At 61.7% G+C, this 26431-nt stretch carries 23 protein-coding genes, 4 tRNA genes and 1 riboswitch; of the genes, 17 read left to right on the top strand and 10 right to left on the bottom strand.

The genetic code is table 11. The annotated features are described in order from the left end of the window. Positions 1-50 precede the first annotated feature (50 nt). From ODQ19_RS13740 to ODQ19_RS13725, 4 genes are all read right to left on the bottom strand, one after another. Entirely contained in the window at positions 51-815 is a 765-nt protein-coding gene (locus tag ODQ19_RS13740; protein WP_330210310.1) for an ABC transporter ATP-binding protein, read from the bottom strand. Then, positions 812-1816, bottom strand: coding sequence for a FecCD family ABC transporter permease (locus ODQ19_RS13735; RefSeq protein ID WP_330210309.1), 1005 nt, complete (start codon positions 1814-1816; stop codon positions 812-814). Before ODQ19_RS13735 ends, ODQ19_RS13740 begins: the two co-directional genes overlap by 4 nt. Next, positions 1813-2823: an ABC transporter substrate-binding protein gene (locus tag ODQ19_RS13730; protein ID WP_116666530.1), complete on the bottom strand. Its 1011-nt coding sequence runs from the start codon at positions 2821-2823 to the stop codon at positions 1813-1815. Before ODQ19_RS13730 ends, ODQ19_RS13735 begins: the two co-directional genes overlap by 4 nt. A gap of 115 nt (positions 2824-2938) precedes the next feature. Beyond that, positions 2939-3131, bottom strand: a riboswitch (cobalamin riboswitch). A 120-nt stretch (positions 3132-3251) separates the two neighbouring features. Beyond that, positions 3252-4181 carry a DNA/RNA non-specific endonuclease gene (locus ODQ19_RS13725; protein WP_116666531.1) on the bottom strand — a complete coding sequence of 310 codons (930 nt, stop codon included), beginning with the start codon at positions 4179-4181 and terminating at the stop codon, positions 3252-3254. A 136-nt stretch (positions 4182-4317) separates the two neighbouring features. Here ODQ19_RS13725 and ODQ19_RS13720 point away from each other — a divergent pair, with 136 nt between their 5' ends. Together ODQ19_RS13720 and ODQ19_RS13715 are read left to right on the top strand one after the other, a co-directional pair. After that, the gene (locus tag ODQ19_RS13720) at positions 4318-5379 is read left to right on the top strand and encodes a M4 family metallopeptidase (RefSeq protein WP_003192590.1); all 1062 of its coding nucleotides are present in this window, start codon (positions 4318-4320) and stop codon (positions 5377-5379) included. A gap of 29 nt (positions 5380-5408) precedes the next feature. After that, positions 5409-5714, top strand: a complete 306-nt coding sequence (locus tag ODQ19_RS13715) for a protealysin inhibitor emfourin (protein ID WP_020302100.1) — start codon at positions 5409-5411, stop codon at positions 5712-5714. 14 nt (positions 5715-5728) lie between these two features. Here the strand turns inward: ODQ19_RS13715 and ODQ19_RS13710 are convergent, their stop codons facing one another. Further along, the gene (locus ODQ19_RS13710) at positions 5729-6850 is read right to left on the bottom strand and encodes an NADH:flavin oxidoreductase (protein WP_003192585.1); all 1122 of its coding nucleotides are present in this window, start codon (positions 6848-6850) and stop codon (positions 5729-5731) included. Between the two features lie 99 nt (positions 6851-6949). Between ODQ19_RS13710 and ODQ19_RS13705 the strand changes: the two genes are divergently transcribed. Further along, positions 6950-7351 (top strand): winged helix-turn-helix transcriptional regulator, encoded by a 402-nt coding sequence (locus ODQ19_RS13705; protein ID WP_116666534.1) that lies wholly within the window; start codon positions 6950-6952, stop codon positions 7349-7351. Between the two features lie 11 nt (positions 7352-7362). On the opposite strand, the gene ODQ19_RS13700 is transcribed toward ODQ19_RS13705, so the two are convergent. After that, a complete protein-coding gene (locus ODQ19_RS13700) occupies positions 7363-8757 on the bottom strand; it encodes an aldehyde dehydrogenase family protein (protein ID WP_330210308.1) in 1395 nt (464 codons plus the stop codon). 103 nt (positions 8758-8860) lie between these two features. Here ODQ19_RS13700 and ptrR point away from each other — a divergent pair, with 103 nt between their 5' ends. Continuing rightward, positions 8861-9754: a putrescine utilization regulator PtrR gene (gene ptrR, locus ODQ19_RS13695; RefSeq protein WP_330210350.1), complete on the top strand. Its 894-nt coding sequence runs from the start codon at positions 8861-8863 to the stop codon at positions 9752-9754. 79 nt (positions 9755-9833) lie between these two features. Here the strand turns inward: ptrR and ODQ19_RS13690 are convergent, their stop codons facing one another. Together ODQ19_RS13690 and ODQ19_RS13685 are read right to left on the bottom strand one after the other, a co-directional pair. Further along, a complete protein-coding gene (locus ODQ19_RS13690) occupies positions 9834-10043 on the bottom strand; it encodes a hypothetical protein (protein WP_005789784.1) in 210 nt (69 codons plus the stop codon). Positions 10044-10144: 101 nt separating this feature from the next. Next, a complete protein-coding gene (locus ODQ19_RS13685) occupies positions 10145-11341 on the bottom strand; it encodes an amino acid aminotransferase (protein WP_116666536.1) in 1197 nt (398 codons plus the stop codon). Positions 11342-11684: 343 nt separating this feature from the next. Between ODQ19_RS13685 and uvrB the strand changes: the two genes are divergently transcribed. From uvrB to ODQ19_RS13635, 10 genes are all read left to right on the top strand, one after another. Next, the gene (gene uvrB / locus ODQ19_RS13680) at positions 11685-13700 is read left to right on the top strand and encodes an excinuclease ABC subunit UvrB (protein WP_005789781.1); all 2016 of its coding nucleotides are present in this window, start codon (positions 11685-11687) and stop codon (positions 13698-13700) included. A 186-nt stretch (positions 13701-13886) separates the two neighbouring features. Next, positions 13887-15368, top strand: a complete 1482-nt coding sequence (gene gltX, locus ODQ19_RS13675) for a glutamate--tRNA ligase (RefSeq protein WP_198707908.1) — start codon at positions 13887-13889, stop codon at positions 15366-15368. A gap of 147 nt (positions 15369-15515) precedes the next feature. Beyond that, positions 15516-15591: transfer RNA gene (locus ODQ19_RS13670), tRNA-Ala, on the top strand. A gap of 79 nt (positions 15592-15670) precedes the next feature. Next, positions 15671-15746: transfer RNA gene (locus ODQ19_RS13665), tRNA-Glu, on the top strand. Positions 15747-15796: 50 nt separating this feature from the next. After that, positions 15797-15872: transfer RNA gene (locus tag ODQ19_RS13660), tRNA-Ala, on the top strand. An 80-nt stretch (positions 15873-15952) separates the two neighbouring features. Beyond that, positions 15953-16028: transfer RNA gene (locus ODQ19_RS13655), tRNA-Glu, on the top strand. Between the two features lie 183 nt (positions 16029-16211). Next, positions 16212-16751 (top strand): TetR/AcrR family transcriptional regulator, encoded by a 540-nt coding sequence (locus ODQ19_RS13650; RefSeq protein WP_330210307.1) that lies wholly within the window; start codon positions 16212-16214, stop codon positions 16749-16751. 15 nt (positions 16752-16766) lie between these two features. Next, positions 16767-17600 (top strand): alpha/beta hydrolase, encoded by an 834-nt coding sequence (locus ODQ19_RS13645; RefSeq protein WP_330210306.1) that lies wholly within the window; start codon positions 16767-16769, stop codon positions 17598-17600. 38 nt (positions 17601-17638) lie between these two features. Continuing rightward, a complete protein-coding gene (locus tag ODQ19_RS13640) occupies positions 17639-18073 on the top strand; it encodes an acyl-CoA thioesterase (RefSeq protein ID WP_020300953.1) in 435 nt (144 codons plus the stop codon). 55 nt (positions 18074-18128) lie between these two features. Further along, positions 18129-19088, top strand: a complete 960-nt coding sequence (locus ODQ19_RS13635) for a tRNA dihydrouridine synthase (protein ID WP_003192567.1) — start codon at positions 18129-18131, stop codon at positions 19086-19088. On the opposite strand, the gene ODQ19_RS13630 is transcribed toward ODQ19_RS13635, so the two are convergent. After that, positions 19048-22347 carry an EAL domain-containing protein gene (locus ODQ19_RS13630; protein ID WP_330210305.1) on the bottom strand — a complete coding sequence of 1100 codons (3300 nt, stop codon included), beginning with the start codon at positions 22345-22347 and terminating at the stop codon, positions 19048-19050. The genes ODQ19_RS13635 and ODQ19_RS13630 overlap by 41 nt on opposite strands. Before the next feature lie 66 nt (positions 22348-22413). Then, the gene (locus ODQ19_RS13625; RefSeq protein WP_116666541.1) at positions 22414-23304 is read right to left on the bottom strand and encodes a LysR family transcriptional regulator; all 891 of its coding nucleotides are present in this window, start codon (positions 23302-23304) and stop codon (positions 22414-22416) included. Positions 23305-23444: 140 nt separating this feature from the next. On the opposite strand from ODQ19_RS13625, the gene leuC reads away from it, so the two are divergent. From leuC to ODQ19_RS13610, 3 genes are all read left to right on the top strand, one after another. Next, positions 23445-24863, top strand: a complete 1419-nt coding sequence (gene leuC / locus ODQ19_RS13620; RefSeq protein WP_330210304.1) for a 3-isopropylmalate dehydratase large subunit — start codon at positions 23445-23447, stop codon at positions 24861-24863. 10 nt (positions 24864-24873) lie between these two features. Further along, positions 24874-25518, top strand: a complete 645-nt coding sequence (gene leuD, locus ODQ19_RS13615; RefSeq protein ID WP_014719160.1) for a 3-isopropylmalate dehydratase small subunit — start codon at positions 24874-24876, stop codon at positions 25516-25518. Positions 25519-25664: 146 nt separating this feature from the next. Beyond that, a complete protein-coding gene (locus tag ODQ19_RS13610) occupies positions 25665-26429 on the top strand; it encodes a class I SAM-dependent methyltransferase (RefSeq protein ID WP_330210303.1) in 765 nt (254 codons plus the stop codon). Positions 26430-26431 lie beyond the last annotated feature (2 nt).

Raw genomic sequence — 26431 nt, 5'->3', positions numbered from 1 at the left:
ATGAACGCGGCGCCTGGCAGTTTTTCGCGAGCAAGCTCGCTCCTACAGGTTCAGTTGGAGCGCAGGCGCAGGATTTGCGCGCCGTCGAACGGGTCTGTCAGGTAATGCCCCTGCACCCCGAATGTCTCCTGCAAACGCTGTGGCGTCAGCACCTCCAGCGGCGCACCCAGCGCCACCAGTTGCCCGCGATCCAGCACGGCCAGGCGATCACAGGTCAACGCCTGATTCAGATCATGCAGCGCAATCAAGGTGGTCACCGGCAAGCCTTGCACACCTTTGAGGATCGCCAGTTGATGCTGGATATCCAGGTGATTGGTCGGCTCGTCCAGCAATAAAATCTGCGGCCGTTGCGCCAGGGCGCGGGCGATGTGCACGCGCTGGCGCTCGCCACCGGAGAGGCTGCGCCAGGCGCGTTGGCTCAGGTGGGTGGCGTCTACGTCATGCAGGGCCTGGAGCACGATGGCGTCGTCTTCACGCGACCACGGGCTCAGCGCCGACAGCCACGGTGTGCGGCCCAGAGCCACGGCGTCGAACACGCGGATGGCGTCGTCGGTGTCTGCCTGTTGCTCCACCACCGCCAGCTGTTGCGCGATGGTGCGGCGCGACAACTCACCCAGCCGCTTGTCACCCAGGCGAACATCACCGCTGGCCGGCACACGTAATCCTGCCAGCAATTTGAGCAGGGTGGATTTGCCTGAACCATTGGGCCCGACGATGCCGAGGGTTTCACCCAACTGCACGTCCAGGTCAATGTCGCGCAGCAACTGCGCCTCACGCACTTTGAAACCCAGGCCGCGGCAACTGAGCACGCTCATCGCGCATTCCTCCGGCCAATCAGGATCAGCGCAAACACTGGCGCGCCCACCAATGCGGTCACCACACCCACCGGAATCACCTGGCCCTTGATCAAGGTGCGCGACAGCACGTCCGCGGCGATCAAAAACAGCGCGCCACCCAAGGCGCTGGCCGGTAGCAAGCGCGAATGCCCGGTGCCAAGCAACAGGCGCACCGCATGGGGAATCACCAAGCCGACAAACCCGATGGAGCCGACGATGGACACCATCACCGCCGTCACCAACGCGGCGCAGGCCACCAGCACAAATTGTACGCGGCGCACCGGGATGCCGAGGGAGGCCGCCGAGTCGCTGCCGAAGGTGAACGCATCCAGTGCACGCCGGTGCCACAGGCACACCGCGAGCCCCACGACCGCCACCGGCACCGCCAACCACACCGAGGGCCAGCGCACGCCGCTGAGGTTGCCCAGCAGCCAGAACATAATGCCGCGGGCTTGTTCGGAGCTGGCCGACTTGGTGATCAGGAACGCGGTCAGGGCATTGAATAACTGCGAGCCGGCGATGCCTGCGAGGATGATCTGCCCGGTACCGCTGGACGAACCGCTGGCCCGCGCCAGCAGCGTCACCAGCGCAAACGCCGCCATCGCCCCCACAAACGCGCCGGCCGATAACGACACCAGGCCACCGCCCACGCCAATCAAGGCAACGAGTACCGCGCCGGTTGACGCGCCGGCGCTGATGCCCAGCAGGTACGGATCGGCCAGCGGGTTACGCAGCAGCGATTGCAGGACCACGCCGCACGTTGCCAACCCTGCGCCGCAAGCTGCGGCCACCAAAGCACGGGTGAGGCGGTAGTTCCACACCACGCCTTCGTCGATGGGGTCCAGTATGTAGCCGGCGCCCCAGAGTTTATTGGCGAGCACCTGCAGCACCACCTGCGGTTCGATGGCGGTTTCACCGATGGCGACGCCAGCGAGCAGGGCGAGCAACAGCAGCGCCAGGGCGAGTAGGGTGCGCATCATTGGCCCAGGCGGTAGCCGTCGATGGCGGCGGCCAGTTGTTCAAGGCCCTCGAAGGTGCGCAGGCTCGCCTGCAAGGCCAGGGCGTCGAGGATGATGATGCGGTTGTTCTTGACCGCGTCCATGTTGCGGGTCACCGGGTCGCTGCGCAGGAAGGCGAGTTTCTTTTCATGGTCGTCGGCCGGGTAGCGGCGGCGGTCCATGCGTGCGATCACCAGGAAGGTGGGGTTGGCCTTGGCGATGGTTTCCCAGCCGACGGCAGGCCACTCTTCATCGGACTGCACCACGTTACGCAGGCCAAGGGTTTGCAGCATGAATTGCGGCACGCCCTTATGACCCGCTACGTAAGGGTCGCTGGCCATTTCGGCGCTGGAGAACCACACCAGTGCACTGGCTTGCTGCAAGCCCTTGCCCTGTGCCGTGGCGATGGACTTGGCCAGGCGCGCCTTGAGTTCGTCGGTCAGTTGTTGGCCGCGATCCTGCACGTCGAAAATCTGCGCCAGTTGCTGGAGGCTCTGGTAGATCGTCTCGATGCGAAAGGGCTCCAATCGCGTGCCATCGGCGCCGACCAGGTTGTCCTTGCCTTCGCAGTCGGACGGCAACAGGTAGGTGGGGATCTTCAGTTCATGAAATTGCTCACGGGTACCGACCACGCCTTGGGGGCCCACTACCCATTCCAGCTCGGCGGCCACCAGTTGCGGGCGCTTGGCGAGTACGGCTTCGAAGCTTGGCTCGTTGTTGGCCAGGCGCTCGATGCGGTCGTCCTGGGCCTTGTACTGCGCCGCCACGTTGTTGAACCACAGCGAAGTGCCGACCACCTTGTCGCCCACGCCCAGGGCGTAGAGCATCTCGGTGGCGGCCTGGCCGATGGTCACGCTGCGGGCGGGGGCGTGCTGGAAGGTCAGGGTGCTGCCGCAGTTTTGCAGGGTCAGCGGGTACTGAGTGGGCGCGGCTTGCGCCAGGGCACACACACTCAAGCCTGCGATCAGGGCGGTAACGCGTGGCAGCATGAGGCGATCTCCTTGTGAACCGTAGGTGCAGCAGGGGAGGTACGGCTCGGAAATACGCCCATGGAAGCTGCAGATGCGCAGGGCCAGGATGTCCTTCCCGGACACCCCGCCGGTTAGTGGATTAGCTGGGCCGGCAGGTCTCCTGACTGATGCGTCGTCGCCATGCCCCGCCTTCCCGGACGTGGTCCAGTGGCAGTGGGGAGCAGGCTCGGCATCTACAGTTGCGGGGGCAGTTTCGGTTCACGTCGCGTGCGGCGTTTCGAATTCCCTGTTAGTCCCATACGGGAACCGGCGGCCGTATGGTAAGCGATCACCCCCTGTAGGAGCGAGCTCGCTCGCGAAGGTCGTCAACGATAACGCGGGAAACCTGATACGCCGCGGTGCTCTCAGGTGCTTCGCGAGCAAGCTCGCTCCTACAGAAGAATGGGTCAGAGTCGTATGTCTTGGGGGCCGCGGATCAGCGCTTCGATCCGGGTGCCTGTCGCACGCTCTTCGTTGCTGAACCCGTCGTAGTCGGCCAGGTTGGCGAAGCGGATGCCGGTCAGTTGTTCGATCGCAATCACACTGCGCTGGTAGGTTCGAAGCGGGCCGAATACCAGGTCGAGTTGGCCCAGCTCGCGGCTTTGGTCAATCATGTAGGCGCTGGCGGACGGCTTGCCATCGTCGCTGAGGTAGGCCACTACTTTCCAGAACGCCTTGGGGATTTTTACGCCACGGTAAAGTCGGTCGTCATCGGCGAACACTGGCCCGGTAAATACCGTGGCCCGGGCTTTCCAGCGCTGGGTGTTATCGAGGATGTAGTCTTCGAGTTCCAGCCAGGTCTTCTGGTTGAAGCCGCTCATCTGTGGCGAGCAGTTGGTGAAGTGAAAGGTGTCGAAGTTGGCGGTGGCCGCCTCGTCGCCCCAGTTGGGGTCCTGGCGCCGCACCAGGTGGCCGCGGTCCAGGCCATTGCCGGCATAGAGGTCTTCACCTACTTGAGCGTCCAGAGGCAGGCGGCCATCGTAGGCCCAGGTGTCGTTGCTGCGCGTGATGTCCACATGCTTGGCGCCGTCGATATTGACCCCCACGTAGAGCGCCAATCGTCGGGAGCGCGACAGGGTGATGGAGAAATGCGTGTAGTCCAGGCGCTTGGGTTGCACGTCGCCCGCCAGTGGCTCGCCAACCGTGGGCCATGGCACCACGAAGTCGCTGAGGAAATCGTCGGCATAGCCCGCGCGGTTTTTGAGGTCCTTGGCCGCTGTGACGCGCGGCGTCGCGGCTCTGGCTTCCAGCAGGGAGGGGCTGGCTGCGACCAATGGGCGCAGGTCGGCGAGCCTTGGGCGGTGGGAAAGGTCGATTTGGGCTGTGCGGGCGGGCATGGGCATGTTCCTTATGGGCCTCGGATAAACACCACTGAAACACAAACTCATGACAATTTGGCCCAGGGGGCGAACACAGGGCTATCCTGAAAACCGTTACCCGGACGTTCACCACACGCCAAAAAGGAGCCAGCTCATGTGTGTTCGCCAACCGCGCAACCCGATTTTCTGCCTGATCCCGCCGTACATGCTCGACCAGATCGCACGCCACGGGGATAAAGCCCAGCGGGAGGTCGCATTACGCACGCGTGCCAAGGACAGCACGTTTCGCTCGTTGCGCATGGTCGCGGTACCCGCCAAGGGCCCGGCCCGCATGGCACTGGCCGTGGGCGCCGAGAAGCAACGCTCGATCTACAGTGCCGAAAACACCGACAGCCTGCCCGGCAAGCTGATTCGCGGCGAAGGGCAGCCCGCCAGTGGCGATGCCGCAGTAGACGAAGCCTATGACGGCCTGGGCGCGACCTTCGATTTTTTTGACCAGGTCTTCGACCGCAACTCCATCGACGATGCGGGCATGGCGCTGGACGCCACGGTGCACTTCGGCCAGGACTACAACAATGCGTTCTGGAATTCGACCCAGATGGTGTTCGGCGATGGCGACCAGCAGTTGTTCAACCGCTTTACCGTGGCACTCGACGTCATTGGCCATGAGTTGGCCCATGGCGTGACCGAGGATGAAGCCAAGCTGATGTATTTCAATCAATCCGGTGCGCTGAACGAGTCGCTGTCGGATGTGTTCGGTTCGCTGATCAAGCAGTACGCGTTAAAGCAAACGGCCGAGGACGCCGACTGGTTGATCGGCAAGGGGCTGTTTACCAAAAAGATCAAGGGCACTGCCCTGCGCTCGATGAAGGCGCCAGGCACTGCGTTTGATGACAAGCTGCTGGGCAAAGACCCGCAGCCTGGGCACATGGATGATTTTGTGCAAACTTACGAGGACAATGGTGGCGTGCATATCAATTCCGGCATTCCCAACCACGCGTTCTATCAGGTGGCCACCCGGATTGGCGGGTTCGCCTGGGAGCGTGCCGGGCGGATCTGGTATGACGCACTGCGCGATTCGCGGTTGCGGCCCAATTCCGGGTTCTTACGTTTTGCGCGTATCACCCATGATATTGCCGGCCAGCTTTATGGTGTGAACAAAGCTGAGCAGAAGGCAGTCAAGGAAGGCTGGAAAGCGGTGGGCATAAACGTTTGACGAAGCCGCCTGAGCGGCGAGGAAAAACCATGCGAATTTCAATCAAGGAAAGCGGCGGACCGGCGTTTTTTCCGGGGTTGGCCAAGCCGCGCACGGTAGAGTTGGACGCGCTGCCCGAGCCTGATCAGCAGGAGTTGCGGCAACTGATTGAAGCGTCGGATTTTTTCCAGTTGCCGCAAAGCACCGATCCCGAGCCTGGCAACCCAGGCCGGGTGCATTACACCCTGACAGTTGCGGAAGGCAAGCGCGAGCACACGGTCTGTGTGCTCGCGCCGGTGAATCCCCCGGCACTGGACGGGTTGGTGCAGTGCGTGCGACGGCACAGTCGAGGCTGACTTGGGCCTATTGGCTAGATGAGCTCAGCAAGATCCGATGGGCTGAAGGCTTTCAGGCTGGAGGTCTCTCCCGTGCGAATTTTGCTGGCCCACTGTGGGTCGCTCAGTAATGCGCGGCCAACGGCGATGAGGTCAAATTCTTCGCGTTCAAGCCTGTGTACTAGATTATCCAGGCTGGCGGGTTGAGAGCTTTCGCCTCCGAAGGCGGCAAGAAAGTCCCCGGACAGGCCGACCGAGCCCACGCTGATGGTCGCCGCGCCGGTGAGTTTCTTGGCCCAGCCGGCGAAGTTCAGCCCCTGCTCTCCATCCAGTTCGGGAAATTCGGCTTCCCAGAAACGCCGTTGTGAGCAATGCAGGATATCGACACCCGCTTCCACCAACGGCACCAGCCAGTCCGACATGGCGTTCGGCGTGGTCACCAGGCGCGCGCTGTAATCCTGCTGCTTCCACTGGCTCACCCGCAATATCACGGGGAACGCCGGGCCTACTGCTGCACGTATCGCCTTGACCACCTCTGCCGCGAAACGCGAGCGCTCCTTGATGGATGCGCCATTGAACTGGTCGGGACGCTGATTGGTGCCTTCCCAGAAGAACTGATCGAGTAAGTAACCGTGCGCACCGTGTATTTCAACGGTATCAAACCCTAACCGTTTGGAGTCGGCAGCCGCCTTGGCGTAAGCCGCAATCGTGTCGGCGATGGCTTCATCACTCATCGCGTCACCGCGTGGCGTACTGGGTGCGGCGAGGCCGGAAGGGCCTTCGATACCTGTCTCGGGCGCCCAATCGTTGAAGGGGTTGCCCACCGATCCGACATGCCAGATTTGCGGCCCCATTTTGCCACCTGCCGCATGCACGCCATCGATGACCTGTTTCCAGCCCGCCAATGCCTGGTCGCCATGGAACAGCGGGACGCCGGGGTCGTTACGTGCGCCGGGGCGATCAATGGCGGTGCCTTCTGAGAGAATCAGCCCGACGTCGTGTTCGGCACGTCGGCGATAATAGGCGGCGACGTTTTCTTCTGGTACACCGGTGGGGGAAAACGAACGGGTCATGGGTGCCATGACGATGCGATTTTTCAGGGCCAGGGATTTCAGCGCAAATGGCTGAAACAAAGCATCCAGATTCGTAACACTCATTGCCAGAGACTCCATTTGAAATGAGCCTTGATAGTATATTGTGTATACCTAATATCAATTAGGCACTTTAAAGCTATCAGGTATCCCAGAGGAAACCACATGCTCGAACATAGTCAGGCCCTGACTCAAAACGACCCGGTGCCGAAGGTATTCAAAGCCGATTGCTCCAGCCGATTATTGCTTGATCAGATCACCGACAAGTGGTCGGTGCTGATACTGGGCTCTTTGTGCGAAAAACCGCTGCGCTTCAATGAAATCAGGCGTCGCCTGGACGGCATCACGCAAAAAGCCCTGACCCAGAGCCTGCGCCGTCTTGAGCGCAGTGGCATCCTGGCGCGCCGGGTCATCGCGTCTTCGCAGGTGGCGGTGGAGTACAGCATTACGCCGCTGGGGGGTACGCTGGAGGAGCCGTTCAAGGCGCTTTACGCCTGGACGCTCAGCCATTCGGAAGCGGTGCTGCAGGCACAGGCGGCGTTCGATGCGCGCACCGACGACGCCTAGCCGTTGCAGCTTTACTTGCGATCCAGCCACACCGTTTGTGCGTTGCAGAACTCGCGTACACCGAAGTGCGACAGCTCGCGGCCGAACCCGCTCTTCTTCACGCCGCCAAACGCCACCCGCGGGTCTGAGACGCTGAACGCGTTGACAAAGACCCCGCCGGTTTCCAGTTGGTCGGCAATCGCCCGCGCCTTTGCCGCGTCGCGGGTGAAGATGCTCGCGGTCAGGCCAAACTCGCTGTCATTGGCCAGCGCCACGGCGTGCTCGGCGTCGCGAGCGGTGATGATCGAGGCCACGGGGCCGAACAGTTCCTGTCTGAATGACGTCATCTGATCGGTGACGTCAGCCAGAACGGTCGGTTCGTAGTAATTGCCCGCGCCCGCAACTTTATGGCCACCCAGCAGCAGCGTGGCGCCTTCTTCCAGGGTCGCCTGCACCTGGCCGTGCAGTTCGTCACGCAGATCAAAGCGCGCCATGGGGCCGATATAGGTGGTCTCCGAGGTGGGCTCGCCCATCACCAGGGCGCGGCTGGCTTCAAGGAACTTGGCGGTGAAGGCTTCAGCCACGCCCGCTTCGATGATCAAGCGCTTGGCGGCGGCGCAGACCTGGCCGCTGTTCTGGAAGCGGCCGATCACGGCGGCTTGTACGGCGGCGTCGAGGTCGGCGTCGTTGAGCACGATGAAGGGGTCGGAGCCGCCCAGTTCCAGCACGCATTTCTTCAACGCGGCCCCGGCCTGGGAGCCGATGGCGATGCCTGCGCGCACGCTGCCGGTGAGGGTCACGGCGGCGATGCGTGGGTCGGCGATAGCGGTGGACACGCCGTCCTGGGTGACGTTGATCACTTCGAACACACCGTCAGCAAAACCGGCTTTGCGCAACGCTTGCTGGATCAAGTACGCGCAGCCCATCACGTTTGGCGCGTGTTTGAGCACGTAGGTGTTGCCGGCAAGCAGGGTCGGCACCGCGCCGCGCAGCACTTGCCATACCGGGAAATTCCACGGCATTACCGCGAGGATCGGGCCCAGTGGGCGGTATTCGATCCGGGCGCTGCCGTTGTCCACCAGGGTGGGTTCCGGGGCGAGCATGGCCGGGCCGTGGGCGGCGTACCATTCGCTCAGTTGCGCGCACTTTTCGATTTCGGCGCGGGCCTGGGCGATGGGTTTGCCCATTTCCAGGGTGATCATTTGCGCCATGTCTTCAGCTTGCTCACGCAGGGCGGCAGCCAGGGCCAGCAGGTATTCGGCGCGCTGGCTCACGGGCGTGCGGCGCCAGGTTCTGAAGGCATCGGTCGAGCGGGCGAGGGCGGCGTTCAGCTGTTCTGCGCTTTCATAGGGGTAGCTGCGGACTGTTTCGCCGTTGGCGGGGTTGATCGACAGGGCGTGGGTCTGGTGGGAGAAAGCATTGTTCATGGCACCGTCCGGCTGAATGAGTGGAATGGGGCCAGCGTACGGGGCTGTATGTTTTCTTGAAACTGAATAATATTAAGCAATACGTTCATGAATGGAGAATGACTTGGACCTGGTGCAACTGGAAATCTTCAAGGCCGTTGCCGAGCAAGGCAGCATCAGCGCCGCCGCGCAGTTGATTCATCGCGTGCCATCGAACCTCACCACGCGCATCAAACAACTGGAGCAGGACCTGGGCGTGGAGTTGTTTATCCGCGAGAAAAGCCGCCTGCGCCTGTCGCCGGCCGGGTGGAATTTCCTCGGCTATACGCGGCGCATTCTCGACCTGGTGCAAGAAGCCCGCGCCACAGTGGCGGGGGAGGAGCCCCAAGGCGCCTTTGCTCTGGGCTCGCTGGAGAGCACGGCGGCCGTGCGTATCCCGGCATTACTGGCGGCGTATAACCAGCAATACACCAAGGTCGAGCTGGACCTGAGCACGGGCCCCTCGGGCACCATGATCGAAGGCGTGCTGTCGGGCCGGCTGACGGCGGCCTTTGTCGATGGGCCGGTGCTGCATTCCACGCTAGAGGGTGTGGCGGTGTTCGAGGAGGAGATGGTGGTGATTGCGCCACTGCATCACGCGCCGATCACCCGGGGGCAGGAGGTAAATGGCGAGAACATCTATACGTTTCGCTCCAACTGCTCGTACCGGCATCACTTCGAACGCTGGTTCTCACAGGATGGCGCGGTGCCGGGCAGGATCTTCGAGATCGAGTCGTACCACGGCATGTTGGCCTGTGTCAGCGCCGGGGCCGGGCTGGCGCTGATGCCGCGCAGTATGCTTGAGAGTATGCCGGGGTGTGCGGCGGTGAGTGTGTGGCCGCTGCCCGACACGTTCCGTATTTTGAATACCTGGCTGATCTGGCGGCGGGGCACGGTGTCGCAGAGTTTGAACAGCTTCGTAAAATTGCTGGAAGAACGCGGGTTTTGTAGGAGCGAGCTTGCTCGCGAAGACCGTTAACGATAACGCGGGCATTCTGGATGAACGCGGTGCCTTAGGGGTTTTCGCGAGCAAGCTCGCTCCTACAGGAGAGGTGGGGTCAGCCGCCGAATTGCAGGGTGCCCATGGCCAGCTTGGCCATGATTGCCGTCGCGCCCAGTTGTACCAGCCATAACGCCAACCCACCGAGGAATACTCCCAGCGCAACTTGCAGCACCAGGCTCTTCTGGCGCTTGGCTTGCGGTGCGCGTGGGGCGTAGTCATGCAATTCATCGCGGTCGGCGCGCAGGTCCAGGTCATCGTTTCTCATAAAGCTCTCACAGCAAGGGGGCAGTCGGTGTTCAGTCTAGTGTGTTCGCCAATAAAAAGGGGGAAGCCAATGGCTTCCCCCTTCGTATAACGCTTGCCGGCTTACAGCACCTGGACAATCGCCTTGGTCACCGCACCAATGTTCGACTGGTTCAGCGCCGCCACGCAGATGCGACCGGTATCCAACGCATAGATCCCGAACTCAGTGCGCAGGCGGGTGACTTGCTCAACGCTCAAACCGGAGTAGGAGAACATCCCACGCTGGCGGCCGACGAAGCTGAAGTCATGACCTGGCGCAGCCTTGGCTAGCTCGGCCACCATCTGCTCGCGCATACCGCGGATGCGCAGGCGCATTTCGGCCAGTTCGGCTTCCCACTGGGCGCGCAGCTCAGGGTTGTTCAACACTGCGGCAACGATGGCTGCGCCGTGGGTGGGCGGGTTGGAGTAGTTGGTGCGGATCACACGCTTGACCTGGGACAGGATGCGCGCGCTTTCTTCCTTGGACTCGCTGACGATCGACAGCGCGCCTACGCGTTCGCCATACAGCGAGAACGACTTGGAGAACGAGCTGGACACAAAGAAGGTCAAGCCTGATTCCGCGAACAAGCGCACCGCGGCGGCGTCTTCGTGGATGCCATCGCCGAAGCCCTGGTAGGCCATGTCGAGGAACGGCACCAGGTTCTTGGCCTTGACCACGTCCAGCACGTTTTGCCAGTCGGCCGGGCTGAGGTCGACGCCGGTCGGGTTATGGCAGCAGGCGTGCAGCACCACGATGGACTGTGGCGGCAGGGCGTTGAGGTCTTCGAGCAGGCCGGCACGGTTCACGTCGTGGGTGGCGGCGTCGTAGTAGCGGTAGGTCTGCACCGGGAAACCGGCTTTTTCAAACAGCGCCTGATGGTTTTCCCAGCTCGGGTCGCTGATGGCAACGACGGCGTTGGGCAGCAGTTGCTTGAGGAAGTCGGCACCGATTTTCAGCGCGCCAGTGCCGCCCACGGCCTGGGCGGTAATCACGCGGCCGGCGCTCAACAGCGGCGACTCAGCGCCAAACAGCAGCTTTTGCACGGCCTGGTCGTAGGCCACGATGCCGTCGATTGGCAAGTAGCCACGGGCGGCATGTTGCGCCACGCGAATGGCTTCCGCTTCGGCAACGGCACGCAAGAGTGGAATCTTCCCCTCCTCGTTGCAGTAAACGCCCACGCCAAGGTTCACCTTGGTGGTCCGTGTATCGGCGTTGAATGCTTCGTTGAGGCCCAGGATTGGATCGCGTGGTGCCATTTCGACAGCGGAGAACAGGCTCATTTTTGCGGCAGCTCTATGGGGGGTAGGAGGGACGTGTCGCGCTCCAGCCGAATGCACTAGAGCGGTGCACAAACGGGGAGCTAGTATAGAGGCCATCACGGCTGAGAGCGACAACGGAAACGGCTTTTCGGCCATGTTTTTCGGTTTATTTGCTGACCGTTAGTCTTATTGCAACATTGGCGCGAAAGGTCGTGTAGGACGACGGCCTTGAAACCCGTCACATTCGACACCACTTCTACAGCTATCATGGTTTTTTCCTGCACCCTGCGATGATTATTCGCGGGTCGCTGAGCTATTTCGTCCCTGGCGGTGTCGAGTCTGGGGTGACTTCACGAGGTACGTTATGTCGGATTTCCAGCTCGTTACCCGTTTTGAACCCGCCGGCGATCAACCGGAAGCCATTCGTCAGATGGTAGAAGGCATCGAAGCCGGCCTGGCGCACCAGACGCTGCTTGGGGTGACCGGTTCCGGCAAGACCTTCAGCATCGCCAACGTGATCGCCCAGACCAACCGCCCGACCCTGGTGCTGGCGCCGAACAAGACCCTGGCGGCGCAGCTCTATGGCGAGTTCAAGGCGTTCTTCCCCAACAACGCGGTGGAGTATTTCGTTTCCTACTACGACTACTACCAGCCCGAAGCCTACGTGCCGTCCTCCGATACCTTTATCGAGAAGGATGCATCGATCAACGACCATATCGAGCAGATGCGGCTGTCGGCCACCAAGGCACTGCTGGAGCGCAAAGACGCGATCATCGTCACCACGGTGTCGTGCATCTACGGTCTGGGCAGCCCCGAAACCTACCTGAAGATGGTGCTGCACGTCGACCGTGGCGACAAACTCGACCAGCGCGAACTGTTGCGCCGCCTGGCGAGCCTGCAGTACACCCGTAACGACATGGACTTCGCCCGCGCCACCTTCCGGGTGCGCGGCGATGTGATCGACATCTACCCGGCCGAATCCGACCTGGAAGCGATCCGCATCGAACTGTTCGATGATGAGGTCGAAAGCCTGTCAGCCTTCGACCCGTTGACCGGTGAAGTGATCCGCAAGCTGCCACGTTTTACCTTCTACCCGAAAAGCCACTACGTGACCCCGCGCGAAACCCTGATGGGCGCGATCGAGGGCATCAAGGTCGAGCTGGCCGAGCGCCTGGAATACCTGCGTTCCAACAACAAGCTGGTGGAAGCCCAGCGCCTGGAGCAGCGCACCCGCTTCGACCTGGAGATGATCCTGGAGCTGGGCTACTGCAACGGCATCGAAAACTACTCGCGCTATCTATCGGGCCGCGAATCCGGCGCGCCGCCGCCGACCCTCTATGACTACCTGCCGCCGGACGCCTTGCTGGTGATCGACGAATCCCACGTCAGCGTGCCGCAGGTGGGCGCCATGTATAAGGGCGACCGTTCGCGCAAGGAAACCCTGGTGGAATACGGCTTCCGCCTGCCGTCGGCGCTGGACAACCGGCCGATGCGCTTTGACGAGTGGGAAGCCATCAGCCCGCAGACCATCTTCGTTTCTGCTACGCCCGGCAACTATGAAGCCGAGCATGCGGGCCGCGTCATCGAGCAATTGGTGCGCCCCACTGGCCTGGTGGACCCGGAAATCGAAATTCGCCCGGCGCTGACCCAGGTCGACGACCTGCTCTCGGAGATCAACAAACGTGTGGCCCTGGAAGAGCGGGTGCTGGTCACCACCCTGACCAAGCGCATGTCCGAAGACTTGACTGATTACCTGGCCGACCACGGCGTGCGCGTGCGTTACCTGCACTCGGACATCGACACCGTGGAACGCGTGGAGATCATCCGCGACCTGCGGCTGGGCACCTTCGATGTGCTGGTGGGGATCAACCTGCTGCGCGAAGGCCTGGACATGCCCGAAGTGTCGCTGGTGGCGATCCTGGATGCGGACAAGGAGGGCTTCCTGCGCTCCGAGCGCTCGTTGATCCAGACCATCGGCCGAGCGGCGCGTAACCTCAATGGACGGGCGATCCTGTATGCCGACCGCATCACCGGCTCCATGGAGCGGGCGATTGGCGAGACCCAGCGTCGTCGCGACAAGCAGATCGCGTTCAACCTGGAACACGGCATTACCCCCAAAGGTGTGTTCAAGGACGTTGCCGACATCATGGAAGGCGCCACCGTGCCCGGCTCGCGCAGCAAGAAGCGCAAGGGCATGGCCAAGGCCGCCGAGGAGAGCGCCAAGTACGAGAACGAACTGCGCTCACCGAGTGAGATCACCAAGCGGATTCGGCAACTCGAAGAGAAGATGTACCAGTTGGCGCGGGATCTGGAGTTTGAAGCGGCGGCGCAGACGCGCGATGAGATTGGCAAGTTGCGCGAGCGGCTGTTGGCTGTTTGATTTGCGTTGATTGGGCTGGCCCCATCGCGGGCAAGCCCGGCTCCCACATTGATCTGTGAACGCGGTCAAAATGTGGGAGCTGGCTTGCCTGCGATGGCCGCGCCTCGGTTTTCCAGATATCCCCCAGGCTGTTACCATTCGCCCCTTGTTTCAATTTTCAGTTATATCGCCCATTCGAGACCTGCCATGACCACCGTCCGCACGCGCATTGCGCCATCGCCTACTGGGGATCCCCACGTCGGTACTGCTTACATCGCCCTGTTCAACTACTGCTTTGCCAAGCAGCATGGCGGTGAGTTCATCCTGCGGATCGAAGATACCGACCAACTGCGCTCCACTCGTGAGTCGGAACAGCAGATTTTCGATGCTCTGCGCTGGTTGGGCATTACCTGGGCCGAAGGCCCGGACGTGGGCGGCCCGCATGGCCCGTATCGCCAGAGCGAGCGCAGCGACATCTACAAGCAGTACACCCAGCAACTGGTCGATATGGGCCATGCCTTCCCGTGCTTCTGCACCGCCGAAGAGCTGGACCAGATGCGCGCCGAGCAACAGGCCCGTGGCGAGACCCCGCGCTACGATGGCCGTGCGCTGCTGCTGTCCAAAGAAGAAGTGGCCGCGCGTCTGGCCGCCGGTGAGCCTCATGTCATCCGTATGAAGGTGCCAAGCGAAGGCGTGTGCGTGGTGCCGGATATGCTGCGCGGTGACGTCGAGATCCCGTGGGACCGCATGGACATGCAGGTGCTGATGAAGACCGACGGCTTGCCGACGTACTTCCTGGCCAACGTGGTCGATGACCACCTGATGGGGATCACCCATGTGTTGCGCGGCGAAGAGTGGCTGCCATCGGCACCGAAACTGATCCTGCTCTACGAATACTTCGGCTGGGAGCAACCGCAGCTGTGCTACATGCCGCTGCTGCGTAACCCGGACAAGAGCAAGCTGTCCAAGCGCAAGAACCCAACGTCGGTAACGTTCTACGAGCGCATGGGCTTTATGCCTGAGGCGATGCTCAACTACCTGGGTCGCATGGGCTGGTCGATGCCGGACGAGCGCGAGAAATTCTCGTTGCAGGAAATGGTCGACAACTTCGACCTGTCCCGTGTTTCCCTCGGCGGGCCGATCTTCGATATCGAGAAGCTGTCGTGGCTCAACGGCCAGTGGCTGCGTGACTTGCCCGTGGAAGAGTTTGCCAGCCGCGTGCAGCAATGGGCGTTGAACCCCGAGTACATGATGAAGATCGCGCCGTTGGTGCAGGGCAGGGTAGAGACGTTCAGCCAGGTCGCACCCTTGGCCAATTTCTTCTTTGCCGGTGGCGTGAATCCGGACCCCAAGCTATTCGAGTCCAAGAAGCTTTCCGGTGACCAGGTTCGCCAGCTGATGCAGTTGATCCTGTGGAAGCTTGAAAGCCTGCGTCAGTGGGAGAAAGATGCAATCACGGCGACCATCCAGGCGGTGGTGGAATCCCTTGAGCTGAAACTGCGCGATGCCATGCCGCTGATGTTTGCCGCAATCACCGGGCAGGCCAGTTCGGTGTCGGTGCTCGATGCGATGGAAATTCTCGGCCCGGACCTGACCCGTTTCCGCCTGCGCCAAGCCCTTGATTTGCTTGGGGGTGTGTCGAAGAAAGAAAACAAAGAATGGGAAAAGCTGCTGGGCGCTATCGCTTAAGCAGGCCGCTTAGGGCATGAAACCCCGGTTTTCCGGGGTTTCGTCGGTAAGTGATTGTTATCCCGGCAAAAAATTTTGGAAATTGTTGAAAATAAATTTGACACGTTTCCAAACCGCCATTAAGATTCGCCCCGTCCTCACCGATGAGGGGCTATAGCTCAGCTGGGAGAGCGCTTGCATGGCATGCAAGAGGTCAACGGTTCGATCCCGTTTAGCTCCACCAATTTACAGGTTCAAGGTTCCGGCCACACCGTCCTTGAATTGATCAGGTCTCAGCTCTGATCAGATGTACAGAAGGTTTTGTCCCCTTCGTCTAGTGGCCTAGGACACCGCCCTTTCACGGCGGTAACAGGGGTTCGAGTCCCCTAGGGGACGCCAGTTTCAACAAGCAGCTCGAAAGGTCTGCTGCGTCGCGAGACGAAAAATCCGGGGCTATAGCTCAGCTGGGAGAGCGCTTGCATGGCATGCAAGAGGTCAACGGTTCGATCCCGTTTAGCTCCACCAATTTTACAGGTTCAAGGTTCCGGCCACACCGTCCTTGAATCGATCAGTTCTCAGCGCTGATCAGTGTATAGAAGGTTTGTGTCCCCTTCGTCTAGTGGCCTAGGACACCGCCCTTTCACGGCGGTAACAGGGGTTCGAGTCCCCTAGGGGACGCCACGATTACCCGCTCTGCGGGATTTTTAAGGGTCATTCAATTATTGAATGGCCCTTTTGTTTGTCTGGCGTTTGGCCAATTCCCTCCTTTATTCCCATTTTTCTGTTCTGACCGGCGGTCGTGCTTGTCGCTTGCCAAATATTATTATGGTAATAATATTCAACCCTTGAGAGACGGAGGCTTCGATGAGCGATAAAAAAGCGCAAACCCGCGAACGTATTTTGCAGGCTGCCAGCGCGGCGTTGATCCAGCGTGGCCCGGCTGAGCCCAGTGTGGGCGAAGTGATGGGGGCGGCGGGGCTGACGGTCGGCGGCTTCTACGCGCATTTTGAAAGCAAGGACGCGCTGATGCTGGAAGCGTTCAGCCAGTTGCTGGCGCAGCGTCGCGCCTCCATCGATGACTTGGACGAACAGCTGACCGGCGAAGAGCGCCGCACGTTGGTCGCAGCGTTTTATCTGTCGCGCAAGCACCGCGACTCCACGACCCAGGCCTGCCCGTTGCCCGCGACGGTGGGGGAGATGGGGCGCTTGCCGGACGCTTTTCGCGAGGTCTTGAACGAGCACGTCGAGCTGATGGCCGCGCAATTGGCCGGCAGCCCCGAAGACATCGACAAGGCCCTGGCGGACATGGCCTTGATGATAGGGGGGCTGACCCTGGCACGGGCACTCGGGCCCGGCGAGTTATCGGATCGGGTGATACGTGCGGCCAAGTCGGCGGTACGCTGAAAAAGGGGGCGCAAGATGGGCGCATTGACCTGGGTTCGTGGTTTCAATGGCACGGTGGGGCGCCTTGCGCCGCATGCGGTCGCCAGCAAGATGCGTCGCACCTTCATGACCCCGCGCGATCTGCCGCCGCGTGACTGGGAGTTGCCGCTGTTGGCCCAGTCGGAGCGCATCACTCTGCGGTTTGGCCTGTCGGCGTTGCGATGGGGGCATGGCCCGGCGGTGCTGCTGATGCATGGCTGGGAAGGCCGGCCGACTCAATTCGCCAGCTTGATCACGGCGTTGGTCGACAACGGCTATTCGGTGATAGCCCTGGACGGTCCCGCCCACGGCCGCTCGCCAGGGCGTGAAGCCCATGTACTGCTGTTTGCCCGCGCGATGCTTGAGGCGGCGGCCGAGCTGCCGCCGCTGTATGCGGTGGTCGGCCATTCCATGGGCGGCGCCAGTGCGATGCTGGCGGTGCAGTTGGGGTTGCGTACGCAGGCACTGATCAGCATTGCCGCACCGTCGCGCTTTCTGGATGTGCTGCGCGGGTTCACCCGCATGGTCGGCTTGCCACCACGGGCGCGCTCAGCCTTTATCCAAGAGGTGGAGTTGAGCATGGGCATGCCGCTCAAGCATCTGGACGTGGCCCACTACCAACTGAATATTCCCGGCCTGATCGTCCACGCCGAAGACGATACCTTCGTTCCAGTCAGGGCGGCTCAAGCTATTCACGAAGCCTGGTTCGACAGCCGCCTGCTGCGCCTGGAGCAGGGTGGTCACCAGAAAGTGCTCGCCCACCCTCAGGTAATCGACGCTGTACTCGCCCTATTGGCCGGCTGCCGTCTACAGGAGCGCCAGAGCGCCTGATACACTGCCCCGCCGACATCAATCGACTGGAGCAAGGCATGGGCTGGGATTTGGCAACGCCGTTCATCATCGATCTGCAGGTTGCGGCTGAGGACATCGACGGCCTGGGGCACGCCAATAATGCGGTATACGTCTCATGGCTGGAGCGTTGTGCCTGGCGCCATTCCCAGCGCCTGGGCCTGGACCTCACCGAATACCGCCGCCTTGACCGCGCCATGGCCGTGGTGCGCCATGAGATCGACTACCTGGCGGCAGGCTATGAGGGCGATGAGTTACAACTGGCCACCTGGATCGTCGATTGGGACCAACGCCTGAAAATGACCCGTCGTTTCCAGCTGGTACGCCCCCGCGACGGCGCGACCCTGTTGCGTGCGCAAACAACCTTCGTCTGTATTGAGTTGTCCAGCGGCAAGCCCAAGCGCATGCCCGCCGAGTTTATTGAAGGTTACGGCCCCGCCCTGACAGGGGGTTAACGGTTGCCGCAGGAAACCCAGTAAACTGCGCCACGATTTTTGTTGAGTGTTTTCCATGCAAATTGCTTTGGCGCCCATGGAGGGGTTGGTCGACAACATCCTGCGGGACGTGTTGACCCACGTGGGCGGTATCGACTGGTGCGTGACCGAGTTCATCCGGGTCAACGACCGCCTGCTCACGCCTGCCTACTTCCACAAGCTCGCGCCTGAACTGCTGCACGGTGCCCATACGGCGGCGGGTGTGCCGTTGCGGGTGCAGTTGCTCGGTTCCGACCCGGTGTGCCTGGCGGAAAATGCCGCCCTGGCCTGTGAATTGGGCTCTGAGGTGATCGACCTGAACTTCGGGTGCCCGGCCAAGACCGTGAATAAATCCCGAGGTGGCGCGGTGCTGCTCAAGGAGCCGGAGCTGCTCAACCAGATCGTCGAGCACGTGCGCCGCGCTGTACCAGCGCATATTCCCGTGACCGCCAAGATGCGCCTGGGCTTCGATAGCCCGGATGGCGCGCTGGTGTGCGCCACGGCCCTGGCCGAGGGCGGCGCTGCGCATATCGTGGTGCATGCGCGCACCAAGGCCGATGGCTACAAGCCGCCGGCCCATTGGGAGTGGATCCCGCGGGTGCAGGACGTGGTCAAGGTGCCGGTGTTTGCCAATGGCGATATCTGGAGCGTCGAAGACTGGAAGCGCTGCCGCGAAATCAGCGGCGCCGAAGACATCATGCTGGGCCGTGGCCTGGTGGCGCGGCCCGACCTGGCGCGGCAGATTGTGGCGGCCAAGGCCGGCGAAGAGGTGGTCGAGATGACCTGGGCGCAGATGCAGCCGATGCTTCAGGAATTCTGGCGCCAGTCGGTGGCGCAACTGACGGAAAAGCAGGCGCCCGGCCGCTTGAAGCAGTGGCTGGCGATGCTCACGCGCAACTACCCGCAAGCTGTGGAGTTGTTCACGGCCCTGCGCCGGGAAACGGACTTGAACCAAGTCAGCCGCCTGCTGGGTATGCCGCATCCAGCAGCCGCCTGAACCCCTCGATCGGTAACGGTCGGCTGTGCAAATACCCCTGGAATAAATGGCAGCCGAGCTTTTGCAGAAACGCCAGCTGCTCCAGGGTTTCCACCCCCTCGGCGATGACTTCCAGGTTCAGGCTGCGCGCCATGGCCACAATGGCGCGGATGATTTCTGCATCATTGGGGTCGTGGGTCGCATCGCGCACGAACGACTGATCGATCTTCAGCGCGTCCACCGGCAAGCGCTTGAGGTAGGTCAGGGATGAGTAGCCGGTGCCGAAATCATCCATCGCAAAGCTCACGCCGAGCTTTTTCAGGCGGCGCATCTTCACCACGGTATCGTCCAGGTTCTGGATCACGATGCCTTCGGTGATTTCCAGTTTCAGCAGGCTGAACGGCAGGCCGTGTTGCTTGAGGCTGTGCTCCACCCGTTCTACAAAGTCGTTCTGGCGAAACTGCCGCGGGCTGATGTTCACGCACAGGCTGAAATTGAGCGGGTCTACCAGGCCGTCGGCAATCAACTGGGCAAAGGCGCCGCAGGCTTCATCGAGAATCCAGGTGCCGACCTCCAGGATCAGGCCGCTGTCTTCCAATACCTTGATAAATTCTGCCGGCGACTGCGCGCCCAGTTGTGGATGCTGCCAGCGCACCAGGGCCTCGGCGCCGACTATCCGGTTGCCGCGCGCGTCCACCTGGGGCTGGTAATGCACGCTGAATTCGCCGCGTGACAGGGCCAGGCGCAAGTCAGTCTCCATGCGCAGGCGTTCGCTAGCGGTTCTTTGCATGCTGTTGTGGAACATCTGCGTGGTGTTGCGCCCGGAGTCCTTGGCGCGGTACAGGGCGATGTCGGCGCGCTTGAGCAAATCGGCGGGTGTGGTGCCGTGGTCGGGGATCAGCGCCACGCCGATGCTAGGCGTGACCTGCAGCCGATGACCGTCGAGAAACATGGGTTCCGAGAGCAATTCGCGCAGGGTATCGGCCAATGCTTGCACCTGGCTGCTGACCGTCTGGCGGGTGCCCTCCAGGCCGCTGAGCAATACCACAAACTCATCGCCGCCCAAGCGCGCCACGGTGTCTTCCGTGCGCACGCTGGCTTCCAGGCGCGCGGTGACGATTTTCAACACGGTATCGCCAACAGGGTGGCCGAGGGAGTCGTTGATGTGCTTGAAGTGGTCCAGGTCCAGAAACAGCAGGGCGCCGCGCAAGTTGTGGCGCTTGAGCAGGGCGATCTGCTGGCTCAGGCGGTCCATCAGCAGTGCGCGGTTCGGCAGGTTGGTCAGCGGGTCGTGATAGGCCAGGTGGCGGATCTGCGCCTGGGCGTTCTTCAATAGGCTCACATCCCGCGCGGTCAGCAGCAGGCAGGGGGTTTCATTCAGGGTGATCGGCTCGACCGAGACCTCCACCGCCAGCACCTCGCCACGCTTGTTGTGCCAGAGCATTTCCAAGTGATGGATGCGGCCCTTGATCTGCAACTCGGCCAATAATGCCGCGCGCTGGTTTTCATCGGCCCAGATGCCGATCTGGTACAGGGTCAAGCCGATGGCTTCTTCGGTGCGGTAACCGGTCAGGCGGCAAAAGCCGTCGTTGACCTCCACATAACGGCCGGTGTCGCGTTCGGTGATAGAAATCGCGTCGGGGCTGGAGTGAAACGCCTTGGCGAACTTCTCTTCACTGGCCTTGAGTGCGGCTTCCGAGCGTTGCTGCTGGGTAATATCGCGCAGCGTGGTGACGATGCACGGCTGGTCACTGACCTTGATCAAACGGCTGGAAATCATGCAGGTCAGGCTTTGGCCGTCCTTGTGATGCACCACGATAGCCACATTGCTCAGGGCCTGTTCGCGAATCACCTGCTCGATGCGCTGCAGGCGCTTGCTGGAGTCGTCCCACAGGCCGATTTGTTCGGCGCTTTTGTCGAGTACTTCGGCGGCTGTAAAGCCAAACGTCTGGGTAAACGCCGGGTTGATCTCGATGAACGCGCCGCTGTCCAGGCACGTGACGCAGATCGGGTCGGGGCTGGCCTGGAACAGGCTGGCGAACTTTTCCTCCGAGGCGGTTAGCCGTTGCTCGCGCTCGACCTGGTCGGTGATATCCAGCAAGGTGCCTGCCATGCGCAGGGGCTTGCCTGACTCATCGCGATACAGGCGTGCGCGGCTCTCCAGGTAACGCGGGCTGCCGTCTTCCATTTGCACGCGGTAGGTCAACTGATAGTTGCCGTCCGGGCCTTCGCGCAGGCTGCGGTACGCATGGCGCATGCCCTCGCGGTCTTCATCGGACATGCCCTCAAAAAACGCATCGAAGGATTCATGGAACGGCGCGGGTTCCAGCCCGTGCAACTGGGCGGCACGCGCCGAGCCGTAGAGCATGCCGCTGGGGATGTGCCAATCCCAGGTGCCCAGTTGCGCGGAGTCCAGAGCCAGGTCCAGGCGCTCCTGGCTGTCCTTGAGTGCTTGCTCGGCGTTTTTACGTTCGGTGGTGTCCAGGAACGTGCTGATCAGGTACGCCTCGCCGTCCAGTTCCACCTTTTGTGCGCTGAGGGTGCCGTCATGGATCTGGCCGTTGCTGGCGCAGAACTGCACTTCCATGGTGATGGGTTCGCCTTTGCGCTGGGTGGCCTTGACCAGCAGCGAGCGCTGTTCCGGGTGGCGCCACAGGCCTAGTTCCAGGGTGGTGCGGCCGATGGCATCGGCCACCGGCCAGCCGAACAGCATCTCGAAATACTGGTTGGCTTCGCTGATCAAGCCGTCGGCCTGGCGCGTCAGCAGCACCATGTTCGGGCACAGGTGGAAGAGTGTGGCGAAGCGCTTTTCCGAATGACTGAGGGCGTGTTCACGGTCGCGTTGGTGGGTGATCTCGCGGATCACCCCGATCATGCGTCGCCGTCCGGCTTTGTCGGGGGCCAGGTTGCCGCTGATTTCCAGCCAGTGCAGGCTGCCATCGGGCCATTGGATGCGGTGGTGCATGGCGCGGTCGAAGGGCTCTCCGGCGAGCACCGCATGAAAACCGCGCACCACCCGCGCACTGTCTTGCGGGGCGAGCAGGTCGAGGTAATCGAGGTCCTTGGGCAGAGGCTGGCGCGGGTCGAAGCCGAATAGCGCCTGGGTGCCCCGAGACCAGCTGATTCTTCCCGTATCGATTTCCCAGCACCAGGCACCCAGCCGCGCGGCATTGAGGGCCGCCAGCAGTTGCGGGGCGCTGTCCCAGCTTTGTTCCGCCGCTTGAGGGTCCAGGGCGTAGATGCGGGGCAGGGGGGGTACCGGGTCAACAGGGTTGCGCATTATCAAAGGGCCTTGGCTCATTGAGAAAACCGCGCGGTTTGACCTAAACCCCTGGCCCGCACGGTGTCATGCCGGTAACCCTGGCAGATCGACCTGTGCATCCAACAGGCTCATGAAAGCCCGCGCAGCGTTCGACAGCGTCCTTTCGGTGTGCACGATATAGCCTAGCTGGCGACTGAGCTGTATGCCCGGCAAAGCGATGCTCGCCACCTGATCGTCGAGCATGGTGCGCGGCAACACGCTCCAGGCCAGGCCGATGGAGACCATCATCTTGATGGTTTCCAGGTAGTTAGTACTCATTGCGATATTGGGCGTGAGGCCCTGGGCCTCGAACAGGCGGCTGACAATATGGTGGGTAAAGGTATTGCCGCCGGGAAACACGGCCGGATGCCCGGCGATATCGGCCAGGCTGACGGAGCCGTTGCTGATCAGGCTGTGTTCGGGCGCCACCACAAAATCCAGCGGGTCGTCCCACACGCGGGTAGCACGTACCAGGTTGTGGGGCTCTGGCGCCAGGGTGATCACTGCGACTTCCGCACGGCCATGGAGGATTTCTTCGTAGGCTACTTCTGAATCCAGAAACTGAATATCCAGCGCCACATTCGGGTATTGCCGGGTGAAGGTGCGCAGAATCGGTGGCAGGCGGTGCAGGCCGATATGGTGGCTGGTGGCCAGAGTGAGGCGCCCGCTGACTTCGCCGGTGAGGTTGGTCAGGGCGCGGCGGGTGTCATCCAGCACGTTGAGGATTTGATAAGCGCGTGGCAGCAAGGCCCGCCCGGCCTCGGTCAAGCCTACTTCGCGGCCCAGGCGGTCAAACAGCCGTACCTTCAATTGTTGTTCCAGGCCGGCGATGCGCTTGCTGATGGCCGGCTGCGTCAGGTGCAGGCGTTCGCCGGCGCCGGAGAAGCTGCCGATCTCGGCGATGGCGATAAAGGCGTTGAGGTTGGCCAGGTCCATGGTGCTATTCCAGTTGGTAATCCAAAGCATAAAAAATATGAATTTGAGTTATTTAATGTAGCGCCATACCATCAGCCTCACAAGCCAAAGGGTTATTGAAAAGCCCGGCGTATAGAAGCACCGCTGATGAGGACCGACTGATGGCCGGCAAAACGCTTTACGACAAGCTTTGGGATTCCCATGAAGTGAAACGTCGCGATGATGGATCGTCGCTGATCTACATCGACCGTCACATCATCCATGAAGTGACCTCGCCCCAAGCGTTCGAAGGCCTGCGACTGGCCGGGCGCAGGCCTTGGCGCGTCGACTCCATCATCGCCACGCCGGACCACAACGTGCCGACCACTCCTGAGCGCAAAGGTGGCATCGAAGCCATTGCCGACCAGGTTTCGCGGTTGCAGGTGCAGACCCTTGACGACTATTGCGACGAATACGGCATCACCGAATTCAAGATGAACGACGTGCGCCAAGGCATCGTCCACGTCATCGGCCCGGAGCAGGGCGCAACCTTGCCGGGCATGACCGTGGTCTGCGGTGACTCCCATACCTCCACCCACGGCGCGTTCGGCGCCCTGGCCCATGGCATCGGTACTTCCGAGGTGGAGCACGTGTTTGCCACCCAGTGCCTGGTGGCCAAGAAAATGAAGAACATGCTGGTACGCGTCGAAGGCCAATTGCCGTTTGGCGTGACCGCCAAGGACATTGTACTGGCCGTGATCGGCAAGATCGGCACCGCGGGCGGCAACGGCCATGCCATCGAGTTCGCCGGCAGTGCAATCCGTGACCTGTCCATTGAAGGCCGCATGACCATCTGCAACATGTCCATCGAAGCCGGTGCCCGCGTGGGCATGGTGGCGGCGGACGAAAAAACCGTCGAATACGTCAAAGGTCGCCCCTTCGCGCCGCAAGGCGTCGATTGGGACGCCGCCGTCGAAGCCTGGAAAGACCTGGTCTCCGACGCCGATGCGGTGTTCGACACTGTGGTTGAACTCGATGCTGCGCAGATCAAGCCACAAGTCAGCTGGGGCACTTCGCCCGAAATGGTTTTGGCCGTCGACCAGAACGTGCCGGACCCGGCCAAAGAAGCCGACCTGGTCAAGCGCGGCTCCATCGAACGCGCCTTGAAATACATGGGGTTGACCGCCAATCAGGCGATCACCGACATCCAGTTGGACCGTGTGTTTATCGGTTCCTGCACCAACTCGCGGATCGAAGACCTGCGCGCCGCAGCGGTGATCGCCAAGGGCCGCAAGGTGGCCTCGACCATCAAGCAAGCCATTGTGGTGCCAGGTTCCGGGCTGGTTAAAGCCCAGGCGGAAGCCGAAGGCCTGGACAAGATTTTCCTCGAAGCCGGTTTTGAGTGGCGTGAGCCGGGCTGCTCGATGTGCCTGGCGATGAACCCGGACCGCCTGGAGTCGGGCGAGCATTGTGCCTCGACCTCCAACCGTAACTTCGAAGGGCGCCAAGGCGCGGGTGGGCGTACCCACCTGGTGAGCCCGGCCATGGCCGCCGCCGCTGCCGTCAACGGTCGTTTCATCGACGTTCGCGAATTGATCTGAGGAAAATCCGATGAGAGCTTTTACCCAGCACACAGGCCTTGTAGCGCCGTTGGACCGTGCCAATGTGGACACCGACCAGATCATCCCAAAGCAGTTCTTGAAGTCGATCAAGCGCACCGGTTTCGGCCCTAACCTGTTCGATGAGTGGCGCTACCTGGACGTGGGCTACGCCTATCAGGACAACTCCAAGCGCCCCCTGAACAAGGACTTTGTGCTCAACGCCGAGCGTTACCAAGGCGCCAGCGTGTTGCTGGCCCGGGAGAACTTCGGTTGCGGCTCCAGCCGCGAGCACGCTCCGTGGGCACTGGAAGAGTACGGCTTTCGCAGCATCATCGCGCCGAGCTACGCCGATATCTTCTTCAACAACAGCTTCAAGAACGGCTTGTTGCCGATCATCTTGAGCGACGCGGAAGTGGACGAGTTGTTCCAGCAAGTGGAGGCCAACGTCGGCTACCAGTTGACGGTCGACCTGGCCGCGCAAACCGTGACCCGCCCGGATGGCAAGGTGTACCACTTTGAAGTGGATGCCTTCCGTAAGCACTGCCTGATCAACGGCCTGGACGACATCGGCCTGACCTTGCAGGACGGCGATGCGATTGCTGCGTTTGAAACCCGGCACCGGGCGAGCCAGCCCTGGTTGTTTCGCGATGCCTGATTTGATGTAAGCAGGTCTGGCCTCTTCGCGAGCAAGCCCGCCCCCACATTTGATTGCATTTCAACTGAAGAAACTCGGTCGAATGTGGGAGCGGGCTTGCTCGCGAAGGCGTCAGTACAAACAGCACAAGTCTCAAGGACAACATCATGACCACCACCGCCCACTCCCAAGTCGTGCAAAAACAATTCGGCGAGCAAGCCTCGGCCTACCTGAGCAGCGCCGTACACGCCCAGGGCACCGAATTCGCTGTGCTACAGGCCGAGCTGGCCGGGCAGGGCGCTGCACGCCTGCTGGACCTGGGCTGCGGTGCCGGTCATGTCAGCTTCCATGTGGCGCCTCTGGTCAAAGAAGTGGTGGCCTACGACCTCTCCCAGCAGATGCTTGACGTGGTGGCTGCCGCCGCCAAAGACCGCAACCTGGCCAACATCCGCACCGTGCACGGCGCCGCAGAGCGCTTGCCCTTCGCCGAGGGTGAGTTCGACTTCGTGTTCAGCCGCTATTCGGCCCATCACTGGAGCGACCTCGGCCTGGCCCTGCGTGAAGTGCGCCGGGTGCTCAAGCCGGGCGGCGTGGCGGCATTTGTGGATGTCTTGTCACCGGGCAGCCCCCTGTTGGACACTTACCTGCAAACCGTCGAAGTGCTGCGCGACACCAGCCACGTGCGTGATTACTCCGGCGCCGAGTGGATGCGCCAGTTGAGTGAGGCCGGCCTGCACGTGCGCAACAGCAGCCGCCAACGCTTGCGCCTGGAATACACCTCTTGGGTCGAGCGCATGCGCACGCCAGAGGTACTGCGTGCGGCAATCCTGGAGCTGCAAAAGGCGATGGGCCAGGAAGTACGCGACTATTACGAAATTCAAGCCGACGGCACCTTCAGCACCGATGTGCTGGTGGTCTTCGCCGAACGCTGATT

Source organism: Pseudomonas sp. AM4(2022) (assembly GCF_036346515.1).
In the GTDB taxonomy this organism is placed as follows: domain Bacteria; phylum Pseudomonadota; class Gammaproteobacteria; order Pseudomonadales; family Pseudomonadaceae; genus Aquipseudomonas; species Aquipseudomonas paracarnis.
This window is presented reverse-complemented; position numbering and strand designations above follow the sequence as displayed.